Origin of the sequence: Pseudomonas sp. IT-P395, assembly GCF_949767675.1 — a bacterium.
In the GTDB taxonomy this organism is placed as follows: Bacteria; Pseudomonadota; Gammaproteobacteria; order Pseudomonadales; family Pseudomonadaceae; genus Aquipseudomonas.
Genome location: NZ_CATKPW010000033.1, coordinates 141,484 through 161,777 on the forward strand (window position 1 = coordinate 141,484; position 20,294 = coordinate 161,777).

Annotated in this window: 16 protein-coding genes; all 16 read right to left on the reverse strand. The window is 59.0% G+C overall.

What is annotated here, in order from left to right:
- Positions 1 to 86 precede the first annotated feature (86 nt).
- On the reverse strand, positions 87 to 932 hold the full coding sequence (kdsA, locus tag ACM6IN_RS19395; protein WP_007908840.1) for a 3-deoxy-8-phosphooctulonate synthase: 846 nt from the start codon (positions 930 to 932) through the stop codon (positions 87 to 89).
- A gap of 5 nt (positions 933 to 937) precedes the next feature.
- Entirely contained in the window at positions 938 to 2,569 is a 1,632-nt protein-coding gene (locus ACM6IN_RS19400; protein WP_007908841.1) for a CTP synthase, read from the reverse strand.
- A 274-nt stretch (positions 2,570 to 2,843) separates the two neighbouring features.
- Complete coding sequence (tilS, locus tag ACM6IN_RS19405) at positions 2,844 to 4,172, reverse strand: tRNA lysidine(34) synthetase TilS (protein WP_414916545.1); 1,329 nt, start codon at positions 4,170 to 4,172, stop codon at positions 2,844 to 2,846.
- 132 nt (positions 4,173 to 4,304) lie between these two features.
- Entirely contained in the window at positions 4,305 to 5,252 is a 948-nt protein-coding gene (locus tag ACM6IN_RS19410; RefSeq protein WP_007908843.1) for an acetyl-CoA carboxylase carboxyltransferase subunit alpha, read from the reverse strand.
- Between the two features lie 139 nt (positions 5,253 to 5,391).
- Positions 5,392 to 8,913 (reverse strand): DNA polymerase III subunit alpha, encoded by a 3,522-nt coding sequence (gene dnaE, locus ACM6IN_RS19415; RefSeq protein WP_007908844.1) that lies wholly within the window; start codon positions 8,911 to 8,913, stop codon positions 5,392 to 5,394.
- A 76-nt stretch (positions 8,914 to 8,989) separates the two neighbouring features.
- A complete protein-coding gene (gene rnhB, locus ACM6IN_RS19420; RefSeq protein WP_007908845.1) occupies positions 8,990 to 9,616 on the reverse strand; it encodes a ribonuclease HII in 627 nt (208 codons plus the stop codon).
- 11 nt (positions 9,617 to 9,627) lie between these two features.
- Positions 9,628 to 10,758: a lipid-A-disaccharide synthase gene (gene lpxB / locus ACM6IN_RS19425; RefSeq protein ID WP_123374595.1), complete on the reverse strand. Its 1,131-nt coding sequence runs from the start codon at positions 10,756 to 10,758 to the stop codon at positions 9,628 to 9,630.
- A gap of 2 nt (positions 10,759 to 10,760) precedes the next feature.
- Positions 10,761 to 11,537: an acyl-ACP--UDP-N-acetylglucosamine O-acyltransferase gene (gene lpxA / locus ACM6IN_RS19430; protein ID WP_007908847.1), complete on the reverse strand. Its 777-nt coding sequence runs from the start codon at positions 11,535 to 11,537 to the stop codon at positions 10,761 to 10,763.
- On the reverse strand, positions 11,534 to 11,974 hold the full coding sequence (gene fabZ / locus ACM6IN_RS19435) for a 3-hydroxyacyl-ACP dehydratase FabZ (protein WP_003222142.1): 441 nt from the start codon (positions 11,972 to 11,974) through the stop codon (positions 11,534 to 11,536). Before fabZ ends, lpxA begins: the two co-directional genes overlap by 4 nt.
- Positions 11,975 to 12,080: 106 nt before the next feature.
- Positions 12,081 to 13,136, reverse strand: coding sequence for a UDP-3-O-(3-hydroxymyristoyl)glucosamine N-acyltransferase (gene lpxD, locus ACM6IN_RS19440; protein WP_414916546.1), 1,056 nt, complete (start codon positions 13,134 to 13,136; stop codon positions 12,081 to 12,083).
- A gap of 3 nt (positions 13,137 to 13,139) precedes the next feature.
- Positions 13,140 to 13,643: an OmpH family outer membrane protein gene (locus tag ACM6IN_RS19445; RefSeq protein WP_007908849.1), complete on the reverse strand. Its 504-nt coding sequence runs from the start codon at positions 13,641 to 13,643 to the stop codon at positions 13,140 to 13,142.
- A gap of 45 nt (positions 13,644 to 13,688) precedes the next feature.
- A complete protein-coding gene (gene bamA / locus ACM6IN_RS19450; protein WP_007908850.1) occupies positions 13,689 to 16,064 on the reverse strand; it encodes an outer membrane protein assembly factor BamA in 2,376 nt (791 codons plus the stop codon).
- A 74-nt stretch (positions 16,065 to 16,138) separates the two neighbouring features.
- The gene (rseP, locus tag ACM6IN_RS19455) at positions 16,139 to 17,491 is read right to left on the reverse strand and encodes a sigma E protease regulator RseP (protein WP_095112514.1); all 1,353 of its coding nucleotides are present in this window, start codon (positions 17,489 to 17,491) and stop codon (positions 16,139 to 16,141) included.
- 54 nt (positions 17,492 to 17,545) lie between these two features.
- Positions 17,546 to 18,736, reverse strand: coding sequence for a 1-deoxy-D-xylulose-5-phosphate reductoisomerase (gene ispC / locus ACM6IN_RS19460; protein ID WP_007908852.1), 1,191 nt, complete (start codon positions 18,734 to 18,736; stop codon positions 17,546 to 17,548).
- Complete coding sequence (locus tag ACM6IN_RS19465) at positions 18,733 to 19,539, reverse strand: phosphatidate cytidylyltransferase (protein ID WP_095112516.1); 807 nt, start codon at positions 19,537 to 19,539, stop codon at positions 18,733 to 18,735. The genes ispC and ACM6IN_RS19465 overlap by 4 nt, the downstream gene beginning before the upstream one ends.
- On the reverse strand, positions 19,539 to 20,294 hold the full coding sequence (gene uppS / locus ACM6IN_RS19470; RefSeq protein ID WP_007908854.1) for a polyprenyl diphosphate synthase: 756 nt from the start codon (positions 20,292 to 20,294) through the stop codon (positions 19,539 to 19,541). The genes ACM6IN_RS19465 and uppS overlap by 1 nt, the downstream gene beginning before the upstream one ends.

Sequence of the window (20,294 nt, forward strand, 5' to 3'; positions counted from 1 at the left end):
TGCAGCGGGCAGACTTGCAGACGATAACGCTCATGCCCGAGGGCATGAGCGACAAATCGTGCGGTACTTTACCGGAGAATTGAGGCTTACGCGGTTTCTACCGTCGGAAAACTCTTCACCAGTTCGTCCAAAGCTTTGAGCTGGGCCAGGAATGGCTCCAGTTTGTCCAGACGCAAGGCGCAAGGGCCGTCGCATTTGGCGTTGTCCGGATCCGGATGCGCTTCGAGGAACAGACCCGCCAGCGACTGGCTCATGCCCGCCTTGGCCAGATCCAGAACCTGTGCACGGCGACCGCCTGCGGAGTCGGCACGACCACCCGGCATTTGCAGCGCGTGGGTCACGTCGAAGAATACCGGGTACTCGAACTGCTTCATGATGCCGAAGCCGAGCATGTCGACCACGAGGTTGTTGTAGCCGAAGCTCGAACCACGCTCGCAGAGGATCAATTGATCGTTACCCGCTTCCACGCACTTGTTCAGGATGTGTTTCATTTCCTGAGGCGCGAGGAACTGGGCTTTCTTGATGTTGATCACAGCATTGGTCTTGGCCATCGCGACGACCAGATCGGTCTGGCGCGACAGGAAGGCCGGTAGCTGGATGATGTCGCAGACCTCAGCGACGACCGCGGCCTGTTCAGGCTCGTGGACGTCGGTGATGATCGGTACGCCAAAGGCTTGTTTGATGTCCTGGAAGATGCGCATGCCCTCTTCCAGGCCAGGACCGCGATAGGAGGTCACAGAAGAACGGTTGGCCTTGTCGAAACTGGCCTTGAACACGTAAGGGATACCGAGTTTCTCGGTGACTTTCACGTACTCTTCGCAAACCTGCATGGCCATGTCACGGCTTTCCAGCACGTTCATGCCGCCGAACAGCACCATGGGTTTGTCGTTGGCAATTTCGATGTCGCCGACGCGGATGATCTTCTGTGCCATCGGGATTAAGCCTTCTTCTGGTGTTGAGCCAACGCTGCTTTGACAAAACCGCTGAACAGCGGATGGCCATCGCGTGGTGTCGAGGTGAACTCAGGGTGGAACTGGCAAGCGACGAACCAAGGGTGATCGGCCGCTTCAACCACTTCAACCAGCGCCGCGTCAGCGGAGCGACCGGAGATTTTCAGGCCGGCTTCGATCAGTTGTGGCAGCAGGTTGTTGTTCACTTCGTAACGGTGACGGTGACGCTCGACGATCACATCCTTGCCGTAGCAGTCGTGCACCTTGGAGCCGGCTTCGAGCAGGCAGTCCTGAGCGCCGAGACGCATGGTGCCGCCCAGATCAGACGATTCGGTACGCACTTCAACGGCACCGGTCGCGTCTTCCCACTCGGTGATCAGACCGACAACCGGATGACCGCTGGCGCGATCGAACTCGGTGGAGTTGGCGTCTTTCCAGCCCATCACGTTACGGGCGAACTCGATGACCGCCACTTGCATACCGAGGCAGATACCCAGGTATGGAACCTTGTTTTCGCGAGCGTACTGAACGGCAGTGATCTTGCCTTCCACGCCACGCAGACCGAAGCCGCCCGGTACGAGGATCGCGTCGACACCTTCGAGCAGCGCAGTGCCCTGGTTTTCGATGTCTTCGGAGTCGATGTAGCGCAGGTTGACCTTGGTGCGGTTGCTGATGCCGGCATGACTCATCGCTTCGATCAGCGATTTGTAGGCGTCCAGCAGCTCCATGTACTTGCCGACCATGGCGATGGTCACTTCGTGTTCCGGGTTCAGCTTGGCATCAACCACCGCTTCCCACTCGGACAGATCAGCGCTACCGCATTGCAGACCGAAACGCTCAACGACGAAATCGTCCAGACCCTGCGAGTGCAGGATGCCCGGGATCTTGTAGATGGTGTCGGCGTCTTCCAGCGCAATTACCGCACGCTCTTCAACGTTGGTGAACTGGGCGATCTTGCGACGCGACGAGATGTCGATCGGGTGATCGGAACGGCACACCAGCACGTCCGGCTGCAGACCGATCGAACGCAGCTCTTTTACCGAGTGCTGAGTTGGTTTGGTCTTGGTTTCGCCAGCGGTGGCGATGTACGGCACCAGCGTCAGGTGCATCAGCATCGCGCGCTTGGCGCCGACTTCGAAACGCAGTTGACGGATGGCTTCGAGGAACGGTTGCGACTCGATGTCACCGACGGTGCCACCGATTTCAACCATCGCCACGTCAGCGTCACCGGCACCTTTGATGATGCGGCGCTTGATTTCGTCAGTGATGTGCGGGATCACCTGGATGGTCGCACCCAGGTAGTCACCACGGCGCTCTTTGCGCAGCACGTGTTCGTAGACACGGCCGGTGGTGAAGTTGTTGTTCTGGGTCATGGTCGTGCGGATGAACCGCTCGTAGTGGCCCAGGTCCAGGTCGGTCTCGGCGCCGTCGTGGGTGACGAACACTTCACCGTGCTGGAACGGGCTCATCGTGCCCGGATCGACGTTGATGTACGGATCCAGCTTCAGCATGGTGACCTTAAGTCCCCGCGCCTCCAGGATGGCTGCCAATGAAGCCGATGCAATGCCTTTCCCCAATGAAGAAACAACACCGCCCGTGACGAATATGTAGCGCGTCATGAAAAACCCTAGAAGTCTGCGTTAAAGCGGTACGAGCCGCCGGGGAAAGCGAAGGAAGGCCGAAGCCCCCGATCACCTGCATTAATCACAGTGCACCTTTCAAAAAAACCGCCGCGTTGGGACAGACCGGCAGGTGAAACACCGGTACGTTGCTCGCTACACATTTTTTGGAATCGCCCAGCAAAGACTGCTTGGTAATCGGCAACTCCTGCAATTCAGGCGAATCCACAGAAGTTGTATCAAGAAGGGAGCGTAGTCTACCGGAATGCTCCTTTCAGCTCAAACCTTGATCTTCGTCTGTTGGCAGCCAATGCAATTTCCAGCCGCCCTGCACAGGTCCATCAAGTCCCGGCAGGTTCGCCACCGCGAGCAATTCATCACCGCGAAACAGCAGCGGCAATCTGCCACGGACGAAGCCCGGCACCGCGCGCTCATTGAGCAGGCGCTTGAGATCGCGGTGACCGCGATCCGCCAGGTGCATGACTTCGCCGCCCTGACGATAGCGAATCTGCAAAGGCCCGGAAGGCGCCTGCCCGCTGAACATGACACGGCCATTATCGGCCAAGCGTAGCGCTGACGACGGCGCTTGCCAGTCGGCACCGATCACTGGCGTGCGCAACCAGTTGCCGCTCAGCCACCACACTCGACCGGCGCTACGGTGCAGCTCGCCCTCAGCCAGCCGCCAGACGGGTGAAGCATCGTGAGCGGCCGCGCACAGATCCGTCCATCCCGACCAATGGTCACTATCGGGCAGTTGTGTGGAGGGCTCGAGCCAATGGCTGATCGCGTTTCGTTGGCGGGCCGCGGACAGTGCGGCGAGGGGTGCCAGTTCCAGCGACGGCAAACCCAGCCATGCAAAATCATGAGCAGTCGCGGCTGGCGCCAGATCGATCTGCGCCAGTTCGTCGAGCAGCCCCTGCGCCTCTCGCAGATGCGCAGCGCTGCGGGCCATGCTCGCCTGCGCTTGCGGCCAGCGCCCGGTCAGCAGCGGCATGACCTGATGGCGCAGATAGTTGCGCGAGAATTGCCGATCCTCATTCGATGGGTCTTCAATCCAGCGCAATTGATGAGCCTGCGCATACGCTTCCAGTTCGGCCCGGGAGATTTCCAGCAACGGACGAACCAGCGTGCCCTGCCCCACTGGCCGCCGCGTCGGCATCCCGGACAATCCGCGCACACCGGCGCCACGTAATAACCGGAACAGCAGCGTTTCCGCCTGATCATCGCGATGCTGGCCAGTAAGCAACACGTCATTGGCTTGCGTCAGTGAACCGAACACGGCGTACCGCGCATCCCGGGCCACGCGCTCCAAGCTTGCGCCCGCTTGCACCGTCACGCGTTCAATCAGCAACTGCACCCCCAGCGCATCGCAGACAGACTGGCAGTGTTGTGGCCACGCATCAGCCGCAGCCTGTAGGCCGTGATGGATATGAACAGCGCTTAGCGCAGGGAGGGATTCAGATTTTGCCAGAGAGGCAAGCAGATGCAGCAGGACGGTGGAATCGAGACCACCAGAGAAGGCGATGCGCCAATGAGCGGCATTGCGCCAAGGCTCAAGGTTGAGCAACAGCCGGGAAGGCAAATCAATCATGGACGGACCCATATCTAACTCTTTGCCCCAAAACAAATGCAGGAGTGAGCCTGCTCGCGATCGCGGAGTGACAGCCAACACATTGGTTGAATGTTACACCGCGATCGCGAGCAGGCTCACTCCTACAGGGGGACTGCGTTCGACTTAGAGACCGTAGCTCATCAGTCGATCATAACGACGCTTCAACAGCGCTTCGTTATCGAACTTCTTCAGCATCGCCAGTTGCGAGCTCAGTTCGGCACGGATCGAAGCCGCCGCAGCCGCCGGGTCACGGTGAGCGCCGCCCAGTGGCTCGCCAATCACCTTGTCGACAATGCCCAGACCTTTCAGACGCTCGGCAGTAATGCCCATCGCTTCAGCCGCATCCGGCGCCTTTTCCGCGGTTTTCCACAGAATCGAAGCGCAACCTTCCGGCGAGATCACCGCGTAGGTCGAGTATTGCAGCATGTTCAGCTGATCGCAGACGCCGATCGCCAGTGCACCACCGGAACCACCCTCACCGATAACGGTAGCGATGATCGGCGTTTTCAGGCGCGACATCACGCGCAGGTTCCAGGCAATTGCTTCGCTCTGGTTGCGCTCTTCAGCGTCGATACCCGGGTAGGCGCCCGGGGTGTCGATGAAGGTCAGGATCGGCATTTTGAAACGCTCGGCCATTTCCATCAGGCGGCAAGCCTTGCGGTAGCCTTCCGGACGCGGCATACCGAAGTTGCGGCGTACCTTCTCGCGCACTTCACGGCCCTTCTGGTGACCGATGACCATCACCGGCTGGTCTTCCAGACGGGCGATGCCGCCAACGATGGCCGCGTCGTCAGAGAAGTGACGGTCGCCGTGCAGTTCGTCGAACTCGGTGAAGATGTGCTCGATGTAGTCGAGGGTGTACGGGCGTTTCGGGTGACGCGCCAGGCGTGCGATCTGCCAGCTGGTCAGCTTGCCGAAGATGTCTTCGGTCAGCGTTTTGCTTTTGTCCTGCAGGCGGGAGATCTCATCGCCGATATTCAGCGAATTGTCATTACCGACCAAGCGCAACTCTTCGATCTTGGCTTGCAGGTCGGCGATCGGCTGTTCGAAATCTAGAAAATTCGGGTTCATAGGCGTCCGTCTTGGGTCGTGTCCCAAATGAGCTTGGGCCGGCCGGTTGTCTATTCGCGCCCTACCTTAAGGGAGAGGCGCGCTGAGGTCGAGATTAAAAATTCAGGTTGCGGGCAAGCGCAATGATGGCACTTGCCGGTCAACGGTATTGGAGGAAGACGTTGTCTCGCCCGAACTGGTCACGCAGGGCTTGAATCAACGCATCCGCCGGATCAATTCGCCAGGTCTCGCCGAACTGCAGCAAGGTCTTCGCATCCGGGCTGGTGTACTCCATGGTGATCGGGCACGCGCCGCGATGACGCTTGAGCAAATCACCCAACCAGCGTAGCTGATCGCCTTTCAGGTCCTGGGTTTGCAGCTTCAGGCGCAGGCTCTCGGCGAGGTTGGTGCGCGCATCTTCCATGCTCATCACGCGCTTGACCCGCAGGCGCAGACCACCGGAGAAGTCATCGTTGCTGACTTCGCCTTCGACCACCACCATCGCGTCGGTCTGCAACAACGATTGCGCAGAGTGGAACGCATCCGCAAACAAGGAAGCCTCGATCCGCCCTGAGCGGTCGTCGAGGGTGATGAAGCCCATCTTGTCGCCCTTCTTGTTCTTCATCACGCGCAGGGCAATGATCATCCCGGCCACGGTCTGCGTGTCGCGCGCCGGTTTCAGGTCGATGATGCGCTGGCGGGCGAAACGGCGAATTTCACCTTCGTATTCGTCGATCGGGTGACCGGTCAGGTACAGTCCCAAGGTGTCTTTCTCACCTTTGAGACGTTCCTTGAGGGTCAGCTCCTTGGCCTTGCGATGGGACGCATAAACATCGGCGTCTTCCTCGACAAACAGCCCGCCGAACAGGTCGGCATGGCCGCTGTCGTGGGTGCGCGCGGTTTGTTCGGCCGCCTTGATCGCCTCTTCCATCGCCGCCAGCAGCACGGCACGGTTACGGTCGATATTGGCCTGGTAAGCCTTTTGCTCGTCGTGGAAGTACGGGCCCAGACGATCCAGCGCACCGCTGCGGATCAGGCCGTCCAGCGTACGTTTGTTGATGCGCTTGAGGTCGACACGGGCGCAGAAGTCGAACAGATCCTTGAACGGACCGGCCTGACGCGCTTCGGTGATCGCCTCAACCGGGCCTTCGCCGACGCCTTTGATCGCGCCGAGGCCATAGACGATGCGGCCATCGTCGTTCACCGTGAACTTGAACTCCGAAGTATTCACATCCGGCGCGTCGAGACGCAGCTTCATGGTGCGAATTTCTTCGATCAAGGTCACGACCTTGTCGGTGTTGTGCATATCCGCCGACAGTACCGCGGCCATGAACGGCGCCGGGTAGTGAGCTTTCAGCCACGCAGTCTGGTACGAGACCAGGCCGTAGGCGGCGGAGTGGGATTTGTTGAAGCCGTAACCGGCGAATTTTTCAACCAGGTCGAAAATGTTACCGGCGAGGTCGGCGTCAATATTGTTGGTCGCGCAACCTTCAATGAAACCGCCGCGCTGCTTGGCCATTTCCTCAGGCTTTTTCTTACCCATCGCCCGACGGAGCATGTCCGCACCACCGAGGGTGTAACCGGCCATAACCTGGGCAATCTGCATCACCTGTTCCTGATACAGGATGATGCCGTAAGTCGGCGCCAGAACCGGCTTCAACCCTTCGTACTGGTAATCCGAGTGCGGGTACGCCAGTTCGGCGCGACCGTGCTTACGGTTGATAAAGTCGTCCACCATGCCGGACTGCAGCGGGCCTGGACGGAACAGGGCCACCAGTGCGATCAGGTCTTCCAGGCAGTCGGGCTTGAGCTTTTTGATCAGCTCTTTCATGCCGCGCGATTCAAGCTGGAATACCGCAGTGGTCTCAGCTTTCTGCAACAACGAGTACGTCGGTTTGTCGTCCAGCGGGATAAACGCGATATCCAGCGGCGGCTCGTTGACCTTGGCGCGGTCGCGGTTAATCGTTTTCAGCGCCCAGTCGATGATTGTCAGGGTCCGCAGACCGAGGAAGTCGAACTTCACCAGACCGGCCGCTTCAACATCGTCCTTGTCGAACTGGGTTACCAGACCGTCACCGGCCTCGTCGCAATAGATCGGCGAGAAGTCAGTCAGCTTGGTCGGCGCGATAACCACACCACCGGCGTGTTTACCGACGTTACGCACAACGCCTTCGAGCTTGCGCGCCATCTCCCAGATTTCCGCCGCCTCTTCATCGACCTTGATGAAGTCACGCAGGATCTCTTCCTGTTCGTAGGCTTTTTCCAGGGTCATGCCGACTTCGAACGGAATCATCTTCGACAGACGATCGGCCAGACCGTAAGACTTGCCCTGTACCCGCGCCACGTCACGCACCACAGCCTTGGCGGCCATGGAACCGAAGGTGATGATCTGGCTTACCGCGTTGCGGCCGTATTTTTCGGCCACGTAATCAATCACGCGGTCACGACCGTCCATGCAGAAGTCGACGTCGAAGTCGGGCATGGAGACCCGTTCCGGGTTAAGGAAACGTTCGAACAGCAGGTCGTATTCCAGCGGATCGAGGTCGGTGATCTTCTGCACGTAGGCCACCAGCGAACCGGCACCCGACCCCCGGCCAGGACCTACCGGTACGCCGTTATTCTTGGCCCACTGGATAAAGTCCATAACGATCAGGAAGTAACCGGGGAAGCCCATCTGGATGATGATATCCAGCTCGAAATTCAAGCGATCGACATAGACCTGGCGCTTGGCTTCGTAGTCTTCGGTGGTGTCTTTGGGCAGCAGTACCGCCAGGCGTTCTTCGAGACCGTCGAAGGACACTTTGCGGAAATACTCATCGATGGTCATGCCATCGGGGATCGGGAAGTTGGGCAAAAAGTGCGTGCCCAGCTTCACTTCGATGTTGCAGCGCTTGGCGATCTCGACGGTGTTTTCAATCGCGTCGGGAATATCGCTGAACAGCTCGATCATTTCCTCGGCGCTTTTCAGGTATTGCTGATCGCTGTAATTCTTCGAACGGCGCGGATCGTCGAGGGCACGGCCCTCACCGATGCACACGCGGGTTTCGTGGGCGGCGAAGTCTTCCTGCTTGATGAAGCGCACGTCGTTGGTTGCCACCAGCGGCGCGCCCAGTTTGTCGGCAAGCGCTACGGCACCGTGCAGTTGCTCTTCATCGTTAGGACGATTGGTGCGCTGGATTTCCAGATAGAAACGATCCGGGAACACCGCCATCCATTCGCGCGTCAGGGCTTCGGCTTCGGCCGGATTGCCGCCGATCATGGCCATGCCGATCTCGCCTTCTTTGGCGGCGGACAGCATGATCAGGCCTTCGTTGGCTTCGGCAACCCACTCACGCTCGACAATGATCATGCCGTTGCGCTGGCCTTCGATGAAGCCGCGCGAGATCAACTCGGTGAGGTTGCGATAGCCCTTGGCGTTCATCACCAACAGGCTGATGCGACTCAGCGGTGCATCCGGGTCTTTGTTCGACAGCCACAGGTCGGCGCCGCAAATCGGCTTGATGCCGGCGCCCATGGTGTTTTTATAGAATTTGACCAGAGAACACATGTTGTTCTGGTCGGTGACCGCGACCGCCGGCATGTTCATGGCGGTCAGCGCCTTGACCAGCGGCTTGATCCGCACCAGCCCGTCGACCAGGGAGTATTCAGTGTGCAGGCGTAGATGAACGAATGAAGCCGGCATAGTGATCCTGTCCAGTTACATAGAGACAACAAGGCCCGGATTGTACCGGGCCTCGAACAAAACATCAGCCTTGCGACTAAACCTGCGTCAGACCTTCCAGCGCTTCATAAGCCTGACGCACCGGGGCGAACGAGCGCCGGTGAATCGGCGTCGGGCCAAGGCGCACCAAGGCTTCCAGATGAACGGGCGTCGGGTAGCCTTTATGGCCGCCGATGCCGTAACCCGGGTAGATCAATTCGAATGCAGCCATTTCACGGTCGCGACTGACTTTGGCCAGAATCGACGCCGCAGCAATGGCCGGCACCTTGCCGTCGCCCTGCACCACCGCTTCGGCGCGCATCGGCAATTGCGGACAGCGATTGCCGTCGATCATCGCCAGCTTCGGCTGAATGTGCAGGCCGGCGACTGCGCGCTGCATGGCCAGCATGGTCGCGTGCAAAATATTCAGCTCGTCGATTTCTTCGACTTCGGCGCGGGCAATGCACCAGCTCAGGGATTTCTCGATGATTTCGTCGTAGAGCTTTTCGCGCTTGGCTTCGGTGAGCTTCTTCGAATCGTTGAGGCCGAGAATCGGCCGATTCGGATCGAGGATCACCGCTGCCGTGACCACTGCACCGCACAACGGACCACGACCGACTTCATCGACGCCGGCGACCAGTTCTTCGACTTCGGCGACCAGGGTGAAATCCAGGCCCATCTGCATGCTTGCCTTGCTCATCGTGTCTGACCGATCAGGTTGAGGACGGCGTCCGCCGCCTGATTAGAAGCATCCAGCCGCAGTGTGCGGTGGATCTCGTCGAACCCGCGGGTCTGTTCTTCGCCGCCTTCGATCAGCGGCGACAGGGTCTGCGCCAATGCTTCGACCGTCGCATCATCCTGCAACAATTCTGGAACCAGCAGACGCTGGGCCAGCAGATTCGGCAAGGACACGTACGGGCTCTTGACCATGCGTTTGAGAATCCAGAACGTCAGCGGTGCCAAGCGGTACGCCACCACCATCGGCCGCTTGTACAACAGCGCTTCGAGGGTCGCGGTGCCGGAGGCGATCAGCACGGCGTTGCACGCAGCCAGTGCCAGATGGGATTTGCCGTCGAGCAGGGTTACCGGCAGATCACGCCCCGCAAGCAACTCTTCAAGCTGCGCGCGGCGCTCCGGATTGGCGCACGGGATGACAAAGCGCAAACCCGGGCGCATCGCGCGCAGGCGTTCAGCAGTATCGAGGAACAGCGCACCGAGACGGGAGACTTCGCCGCCACGGCTGCCGGGCATCAACGCCACCAGCGGGCCGTCGGGCAAGCCCAACTCGGCACGCGCCGCAGAGCGGTCGGCCTCCAGCGGGATGGTGTCGGCCAGTGTGTGGCCAACGAACCGCACCGGCACGCCTTTCTCTTCGTAGAATTTTGCTTCGAACGGCAGCAGTGTCAGCATCAGATCGCAACCTTCGCGGATCTTCAGCACGCGCTTCTGTCGCCATGCCCACACCGAAGGGCTGACGTAATGCACGGTTTTGATCCCGGCCTGACGCAGCTTGAGTTCGATATTGAGATTGAAGTCCGGCGCGTCGATACCGATGAACACATCCGGTTTCTCGGCGATCAGCGTGGCGATCAGGTCCTTGCGGCGCTTAAGCAATTCGCGCAGGCGCCCGAGCACTTCCACCAGGCCCATGACCGACAAGCGCTCCATGGGAAAATAGGAGGTCAGGCCTTCGGCCTGCATCAACGGGCCACCGACGCCGATGAACTCGACCGCCGGATGCTGCGCCTTGAGGGCGCGCATAAGACCGGCGCCGAGAATGTCACCGGAAGCTTCACCCGCTACCAGCGCGATACGCAGATTGGCCATGATCAGCGAGTGATGCCGCGAGTCGACGACTGGATGGAGTCGCGGAATATCGCGACTTCCGGGAACTGCGCTGCAGGTTCGGCCAGCTCGGCCAGCGCCTGTTCGACCGTGAGGCCCTGACGATAGACGGTTTTGTAAGCGCGACGCAGGGTGTGGATCGCGTCCTCGCTGAAACCGCGACGGCGCATGCCTTCGAAGTTCATGCTGCGCGCTTCGGCCGGGTTGCCGAACACGGTGACGAACGCCGGAACGTCCTTGCCGATGGCGGTGCCCATGCCGGAAAAGCTGTGGGCGCCAATGTGGCAATACTGGTGAACAAGGGTGAACCCGGAGAGGATCGCCCAGTCATCCACATGCACATGGCCGGCCAAAGCCGTGTTGTTGACCAGAATGCAGTGGTTGCCGATAACGCTGTCGTGGCCGATGTGGGCATAGGCCATGATCAGGTTGTGATCGCCCAGCGTGGTTTCCGAACGGTCCTGCACGGTGCCACGGTGAATCGTCACGCCTTCGCGGATGACGTTGTGGTCACCGATCACCAGACGGGTTTCTTCACCCTTGTACTTCAGATCGGGCGTGTCTTCGCCTACCGAGGAAAACTGGTAGATGCGATTGTGTTTGCCGATGCGGGTCGGGCCTTTGAGGATTACATGCGGCCCGATCACGGTACCCTCGCCGATTTCCACACCTGCGCCGATGATCGACCACGGGCCGACCTCGACGCCATCAGCCAGAACGGCCGATGGATCGATGATTGCGCGAGGGTCAATCAAACTCATAGCTTGCGTTCCGCGCAGATGATTTCAGCCGAGCAGACCGGCTTGCCATCAACCGAAGCCTGGCATTCGAACTTCCAGATCTGGCGCTTGCAACTGATGAACTTAGCTTCGAGGATAAGCTGATCGCCCGGCAACACCGGCTGACGGAAGCGCAGCTTGTCGGAACCGACGAAGTAGTAAAGCGTGCCGTCGGCAGGCTTCACGTCAAGCATTTTGAAACCGAGGATCCCGGCAGCCTGAGCCATCGCTTCGATGATCAGCACGCCCGGCATGATTGGATGCGCAGGGAAGTGACCATTGAAGAACGGTTCATTGATGCTGACATTCTTGTAGGCGCGAATGCGCTTGCCTTCAGTGTCCAGTTCCACCACCCGGTCCACCAGCAGGAACGGGTAACGGTGAGGCAGGTATTCGCGAATCTCGTTGATGTCCATCATTTCGGGGGGAAGCCTATGTAAAGATTGGGAGCGCGACTGACGCGCACTCCTCTAGCAAATCAAGGAGGCAGTCTAGAGGCTGTGCACACTTGATATGGAAATGGTATCAGCCATCTGATGAAGCATTGCCGTCAGGGGTCACTTCCCCTACGCGCTTTTCCAGCTGTTTCAAACGTCGCGCGATGTCATCGAGCTGACGGATGCGGGCCGCGCTTTTGCGCCATTCGGCCGCCGGTTGCATGGCTGTACCGGAAGAATAGGCACCCGGCTCGGTAATCGAGTGGGTCACCATGGTCATCCCGGTGAGGAAAACGTTGTCGCAAATTTCAATGTGGCCGACCAGGCCAACACCGCCGGCGAGCATGCAGTGCTTGCCGATTTTGGTGCTGCCGGAAATGCCGACACACGCCGCCATGGCGGTGTGATCGCCGACCTGAACGTTGTGGGCGATCTGGATCTGGTTATCGAGCTTAACGCCATTGCCGATCACGGTATCGGCCAACGCGCCGCGGTCGATGGCGGTGTTCACGCCAATCTCGACATCGTCGCCGATGGTCACACCACCGATCTGGGCGATTTTCTGCCAGATGCCTTTTTCATTGGCGAAACCGAAACCTTCGCCGCCGAGCACGGCACCAGACTGGATAACCACACGCTTGCCGATGCGCACGTCGTGATACAGCGTCACGCGTGGCGCGAGCCAGCCGCCTTCGCCAATTTCACTGCGCGCGCCGATGAAGCAATGCGCGCCCAGTGTCACGTTTGCCGCGATCCGCGCACCGGCCTCGATCACCACGAATGGGCCGATGCTGGCGGCTGGATCAACCACTGCCTCAGGCGCAATGACCGCCGACGGATGGATACCCGCAGTGGCTTTTGGCTTGGGATCGAACAGATGCGAGATTCGCGCGTAAGCCAGGTAAGGATCCGGCACCACCAACGCATTACCGGCAAAACCTTCGGCATCGGCTTCTTTGAGCAGCAGTGCTGCCGCCTGCGAGCCGGCGAGGTATTTGCGATATTGAGGGTTTGCCAGAAAGCTCAACTGAGCTGGGCCAGCCTCTTGCAAAGTGGCTAGCCCAGTAATTTTCGTCTCAGGGTCGCCACGCAGGGTGGCGCCGAGGAACTCGGCCAATTGGCCGAGCTTGATATTCACGGTCATGGGTTACTTCAGCTGATTCATGCGCTCGATAACCTGGCGCGTGATGTCGTACTGAGGTTTGACATCGATCACTGCACCACGCTCGAACACCAGATCAAAACCACCTTTCTTGATGACTTCTTCCACTGCGCTATCCAGCTTCGGCTTCAGTTGCTTGAGCATTTCGCGGTCAGCAACGGCTTTGGCTTCGTTCAGCTCCTTGGACTGGAACTGGAAGTCACGGGCCTTTTGCTTGAATTCCAGCTCCAGACGCTCACGCTCACCCTGCTGCATTTTGTCGCCACCGGCCATCAGACGATCCTGAATACCCTTGGCGCTGCTTTCCAGCGTTTTCAGCTTGGTCAGTTGCGGACCGAACTTCTTCTCGGCATCCACGGCGTACTTCTTCGCAGCGTCGGATTCCAGCAAGGCCATCTGATAGTTCAGAACGGCAATTTTCATGTCGGCAAATGCCGGGCCTGCCACCATCAAGGAGGCCAGGAGAACCAATTGAGTCAACTTACGCACGATGCACTCCTACAAAATCCATTGTCGTTATCTTGGGTCAGACGCTTAGAACGTCTGGCCGAGGGAGAATTGGAACACTTGAGTTTCAGCCTCATCCGGCTTCTTGATCGGCATGGCCAACGCGAAGCTCAGAGGACCCAGTGCGGTGACCCAGGTCACACCCACACCCACGGAACTGGCCATGTTGCTCAGGCTGATGTCGTTGCACTTGGTGTTCGACGTCGAGCCGTTTGCATTGGTAGTGTCCTTGCACTGCGAGTCAAATACGTTACCCACATCCCAGAAAACAGAGGTGCGCAGCGAACGTTGATCTTTCACGAACGGCAGCGGGAACAGAACCTCGACACCACCCTGGATCAGGACGTTACCACCGAACGGCAGTGGATCCTGGTCCGGGTCAGCCAATGTGCCCGGGTTGGTGCCACGGCTCGGCGTACTGCGCGGGCCGAGGGTGCTGTCCTTGAAGCCACGAACCGAGTTGAAACCACCAGCATAGTAGTTTTCATAGAATGGCAAGCCATCGGTTCCGCCGTATCCATCGCCATAACCCAGCTCGGTGTGCAGACGCAGGGTGTAGTTCTCGCTGATCGGCTGGAACAGCTGACCGCGGTAATCCAGTTTGTAGAACGACAGGTCGCTGCCCGGCACGGTGGTTTCCAGGGTCAAACTCTGGGAACGACCACGGGTCGGCAGTACGCCTTTGTTCAGGGTCGATTCGGACCAACCGGCCGAAGCCTTGAAGTTCAGGTACTTGTCGCCTTCCTTGTTAACGAAGTCGAAAATCTCGTCAACGGTGTAGGTACCGGTCTTGATCTCGTCCTGTTGAACCGACAGGCCAAAGGTCAGACGCGAAGTCTCACTGATCGGGTAGCCAACGTTCACGCCGGCACCCAGGCTGTCGACCGCATAGCTTGCTACGTCGACGTCGAGGTCTTTGTAGTCGGTGGTGCGATAGAACGCGTTGTAACCCAGGCTCACACCATCGGCGGTCCAGTACGGGTCAACGTAGCCGAAGTTGTAGCGGCTCTGGTATTCACTGCGGGTCAGGCCGACGCTGACGCGGTTACCGGTACCGAGGAAGTTGTTCTGGGTGATCGAACCACCGAGGATCAGACCGGCACTCTGGGCGAAACCGACACTGGCGGTAATCGAACCGGAAGCCTGCTCTTCCACGGCGTAATTCACGTCAACCTGGTCGTCGACACCTGGCACGGCCGGGGTTTCAACGTTGACCTCTTTAAAGAAGCCCAGACGCTCAAGACGGGTTTTGGATTGGTCGATCAGGTAAGTCGAAGCCCAACCGCCTTCCATCTGACGCATTTCACGACGCAGCACTTCGTCCTCGGACTTGGTGTTGCCACGGAAGTTGATGCGATTGACATAGGCTCGCTTGCCCGGATCAACGGCGAACAGAATATCTACAGTGTGATCATCATCGTGCGGCTGAGGTACGCCGTTGACGTTGGCGAAGGTGTAACCCTCGTTACCCAGTCGACGGGTGATCAGTTCGGACGTGGTGGTCATCAGCTTGCGCGAGAACACCTGCCCCTTCTGCACCAGCAGCAGGGATTTGACTTGGTCCTCAGGGACTTTCAGATCACCGCTGAGCTTGACGTCACGAACGGTGTACTTCTCGCCTTCGTTGACGTTGACAGTGATGTAGACGTGCTTCTTGTCCGGGGTGATGGATACCTGGGTCGAAGCGATATCCATGTTGATATAGCCACGGTCCAGGTAGTAGGAGCGCAGACGCTCCAGGTCACCGGAAAGCTTTTCACGGGCGTACTTGTCATCGTTCTTGAAGAACGACAGCCAGTTGGTGGTTTTCAGCTCGAACAGATCGGTCAGGTCTTCCTCAGGGAAAACCGTGTTACCCACCACGTTGATGTGCTGAATGGCCGCAACGGTGCCTTCGTTGATCTTCACTTTCAGACCAACGCGGTTACGCGGCTGCGACACCACTTCGGTATCAACGGTAGCCGAGTAACGGCCTTGCGCGACGTACTGACGTTGCAGTTCGTTACGCACACCCTCAAGGGTGGCGCGCTGGAAGATCTCGCCTTCAGCCAGACCAGACTGTTTGAGACCTTTCATCAAGTCTTCAGTGGAGATCGCCTTGTTGCCTTCGATCTCGATACTGGCGACCGACGGGCGTTCAACGACCGTGATGACCAGAACGTTGCCTTCGCGGCCCAGCTGGATATCTTGAAAGAAACCGGTTTTGAACAACGCACGAGTGGATTCCACCAGGCGACGATCATCCGCCTGCTCACCGACGTTCAACGGCAAGGCACCAAAGACGCTACCCGCGGAGACCCGCTGGAGGCCATTGACGCGAATATCAGAGATAGTGAAGGACTCGGCGTGAACTTCGGCGATCATCAATACGGTGAGAACCGCAGTTAGCAGCAGACGTTTCATGAAGTCCTTTCTTATTCCAACTGGCAATAAACAAACTGCCGCAAAATGCGGCAGATTCGCAATTCAGCGAAGCGTTACAGTCGACCCAGATCGTTGACCAGAGCAAGCAACATCACCCCGACCACCAAACTGATACCGATCTGTATCCCCCAACCTTGCACCCGATCCGACAAGGGACGACCACGCGCCCACTCGATCAGATAAAACAACAAATGCCCCCCATCCAGTACAGGAATGGGCAGCAAATTCAGAACCCCCAGGCTAATACTCAGATAAGCAAGGAAATTCAGGAAATCAGCGACGCCCGACTGGGCAGAAGCGCCCGCCACTTTAGCAATGGTTATCGGTCCACTCAAGTTTTTTACCGAGAGCTCGCCGAACAGCATTTTCTTTAGCGAATCGAGCGTCAGAATGCTCATGGTCCAAGTGCGACGGGCACCCTCGCCAATGGCAGCAAGAGGCCCGTAACTGACCTCGCGAATCATCTCCGGCGGCCAGTCGACAGCTTTTACACCTGCACCCAGATATCCGCTTGGCGATTTGCTTTCACCGCGCGCCGCCAGAGTGACAGGGACGTCGATTTGAGCACTGTCGCGCTCGATGCGCAGCATGATTTTGGTATCAGGACGCGTACGAACGGTATCGACCACTTGCTGCCAGTCATTCAGCGTCTGGCCGTCAAGGGCCAGCAGGCGATCACCCGTCTTCAGACCGGCAGCCTGAGCCGGGCCTTTCGGATCAAGCTCGGCAAGCACCGGTGGCAAAGCCGGGCGCCACGGACGAATACCCAAAGAGCGGATCGGGTCTGGCTCATCAGCACCTTTAAGCCAGTTATCCAGCTTCAGCTCACGCGGCGAATCCGCTGTCGAACCCTGCTCACGCACCAGCAACTGCAGAGAACCGCTTTCGCCCAGGCGCCGGACCAACTGCAGATTGACGGCCGCCCAACCGGTAGTCGGCTCTCCATCGATCGCCACGATCTCTTCACCTGCGCTCAAACCGGCACTGGCGGCGATACTGCCGGATTCAACCGCACCGATGACCGGACGCACCTGTTCGCTGCCGAGCATCGCCAACACCCAGAAGAACACCAGCGCCAAGAGAAAATTGGCAATGGGGCCGGCCGCAACAATGGCGATACGCTGACGCACGGATTTGCGGTTGAACGACTGATCAAGCTGATCGACCGGGACTTCGCCCTCACGTTCGTCGAGCATTTTGACGTAGCCGCCCAGCGGAATCGCGGCAACCACAAACTCGGTGCCTTGCTTGTCGTGCCAGCGCAACAACGGCATGCCAAAGCCTACGGAAAAACGTAGAACCTTGACGCCACAGCGACGCGCGACCCAGAAGTGGCCGAATTCGTGAAAGGTGACCAGCACACCCAAAGCGATCAGGGTGCCGGCAATCATATAGAGCGCGCTCATCTATTTTCTCCGCAATCCTGTTCAGTGCCGCGTGTAGCCATTGTGTAGCAAATTCTATCGATCGTGGCGCTTCAGCCACTGCTCGGCCAGAACTCTCGCCTTGGCGTCTGCCGTAAATACGGCATCGAGGTCTGCCAATGCTACGACCGGTTCGAGGCTCAATACCTCCTCGATGATACTCGCGATTTCCAGGTAACGAACCCGTCCGTCGAGAAACGCTGCCACCGCTACTTCGTTCGCTGCGTTGAGCATCGCCGGAGCACTGTCGCCAGCTTCGGCAGCTTGCCGGGCCAGACGCAGGCAAGGGAAGCGTTCTTCATCCGGCGCCTCGAAGTCCAGGCGCGCCACAGCAAACAGATCCAGCGGTGCCACGCCGGAATCAATGCGCTCCGGCCAGGCCAGGGCATTGGCAATCGGCGTGCGCATGTCGGGATTGCCCAACTGCGCCAGCACCGAGCCATCGACATAATCGACCAGCGAGTGAATCACGCTCTGCGGGTGGATCACCACCTCGACCTGTGAGGGCTTGGCATCAAACAACCAACAAGCCTCGATCAGTTCGAGACCTTTATTCATCATGCTGGCCGAATCGACCGAAATCTTGCGCCCCATGGACCAGTTCGGGTGAGCACACGCCTGCTCAGGTGAAACATGCGCCAACTCACTCATCGGTGTCTGTCGGAACGGACCACCAGAGGCTGTGAGTAAAATCCGACGGACACCGACCGAGCTCAATCCACGGGCAAAATCCTGTGGCATGCACTGGAAAATCGCGTTGTGTTCGCTGTCGATCGGCAGCAGCACCGAACCGCTCTTGCGCACTGCCTGCATGAACAGGGCGCCGGACATCACCAGCGCCTCTTTATTGGCCAGGAGAATCTTCTTGCCGGCCTCGACGGCCGCCAGGGTCGGACGCAGCCCTGCTGCACCGACGATTGCCGCCATCACGGCATCGACCTCAGGAGCAGCAGCGACCTGGCACAGGCCCTCCTCCCCCACCAGCACGCGGGTGGGTAAACCGGCCGCACGCAAATCATCCTGCAAACCGCGCGCAGCGGCAGCTTCCGGCACCACGGCAAATTGCGGCACGTGACGCACGCACAAGGCGAAAAGCTCGCTCAGGCGCGTGAAACCACTCAGCGCGAACACCTGATAACGCTCAGGATGGCGGCCAATGACATCCAGCGTACTCAGACCGATCGAGCCGGTCGCCCCCAGAACGGTGACCTGTTGAGGGCGACTCACGGTGCAGCCATCCACAGCAGCACGGCAAACACCGGGATGGCCGCTGTCAGGCTGTCGATACGATCAAGCACACCGCCATGACCAGGCAGCAGGTTACTGCTGTCCTTGATGCCGGACTGACGCTTGAACATGCTTTCGGTCAGGTCGCCAACCACGGAGATGAAGACGATCAGCGCAGCGCCAATCAAGCCTTTAAGCAACTCGGCGACCGTCCAGTCGCGAACAAACGCGACAATGGCAGTAATCACCAAACTCAGCGCAAGACCACCATAGACGCCTTCCCAGCTTTTGCCTGGGCTGACTTGCGGGGCCAGCTTGCGCTTGCCGAATTTGCGACCAGAGAAGTAGGCACCGATATCGGCCCCCCAGACCAGCACCATCACGGCCATGATCAGCCAGTTACCCAGCGGATACTGTTTGATCTGCACCAGACCTTGCCAGGCCGGCAGCAGAATCAGCAGGCCGATGACCAGTTTGGTTGCCGCACTGGACCAATGCACGCTGGACCGCGGATAGGTCAGCACCAGCCAGGTTGCCACCGCCCACCACAGCACGGAAGCACCCAGCACCCATGGGGCAAGCCCGGGCAGGATGTACATGATAAACAGCATGAACGCGACCACGGCGGCAAAACCCACGCGGAACGTTTGTCCGGTGAAGCCTGCCAGACGCGCCCATTCCCACGCACCCAAAGTCACGACCAGACCGATAAACAAGGCAAAACCGGAGCCTTCCAGCAGGAAAAACCCGCACAAGGCAATCGGCAGCAGGATCAGTGCAGTGATGATTCGTTGTTTAAGCATTAAACCCGGGCTCCAGCTTCGACCTGTTCGCTCGTTTTACCGAAGCGACGCTGGCGCGAAGCGAAATCGGCCAGCGCATTGCGCATGGCATCGTGTTTGAAGTCCGGCCAGAACAGGTCGGAGAAGTACAACTCGGCGTAAGCCAGTTGCCACAGCAGGAAGTTGCTGATGCGATGCTCGCCACCGGTACGAATGCACAGGTCTGGCAACGGTAGATCGCCGGTCGCCAGACAGGTTTGCAGCAGATCCGGGGTGATGTCTTCCGGACGCAGGTGCCCGGCCTGAACTTCACGCGCCAGACGCTGCGCAGCTTGTGCGATATCCCACTGACCGCCGTAATTGGCAGCGATCTGCAGGATGAATCGGTTGGCGCCCGCCGTCATCGCCTCGGCTTCACGCATTGCCGCCTGAAGCTCCGGATGAAAGCGCGAACGATCGCCAATGATGCGCAGGCTGATGTTGTTGTCGTTGAGGCGCTTGGCCTCACGACGCAAGGCCTTGAAGAACAGGTCCATCAAGGCACTGACTTCATCGGCCGGGCGCTGCCAGTTCTCACTGGAAAACGCGAACAAGGTGAGCACTTCGACCTTGGCCTCGGCGCACACCTCGATTACGGCACGCACAGCATCCACGCCCGCTTTATGCCCGGCGACACCCGGCATAAAGCGTTTTTTCGCCCAGCGATTGTTGCCATCCATGATGATCGCGACATGGCGCGGCACCGCGGACGGCGCAGTCTGCTTGGTCTTGTCCAT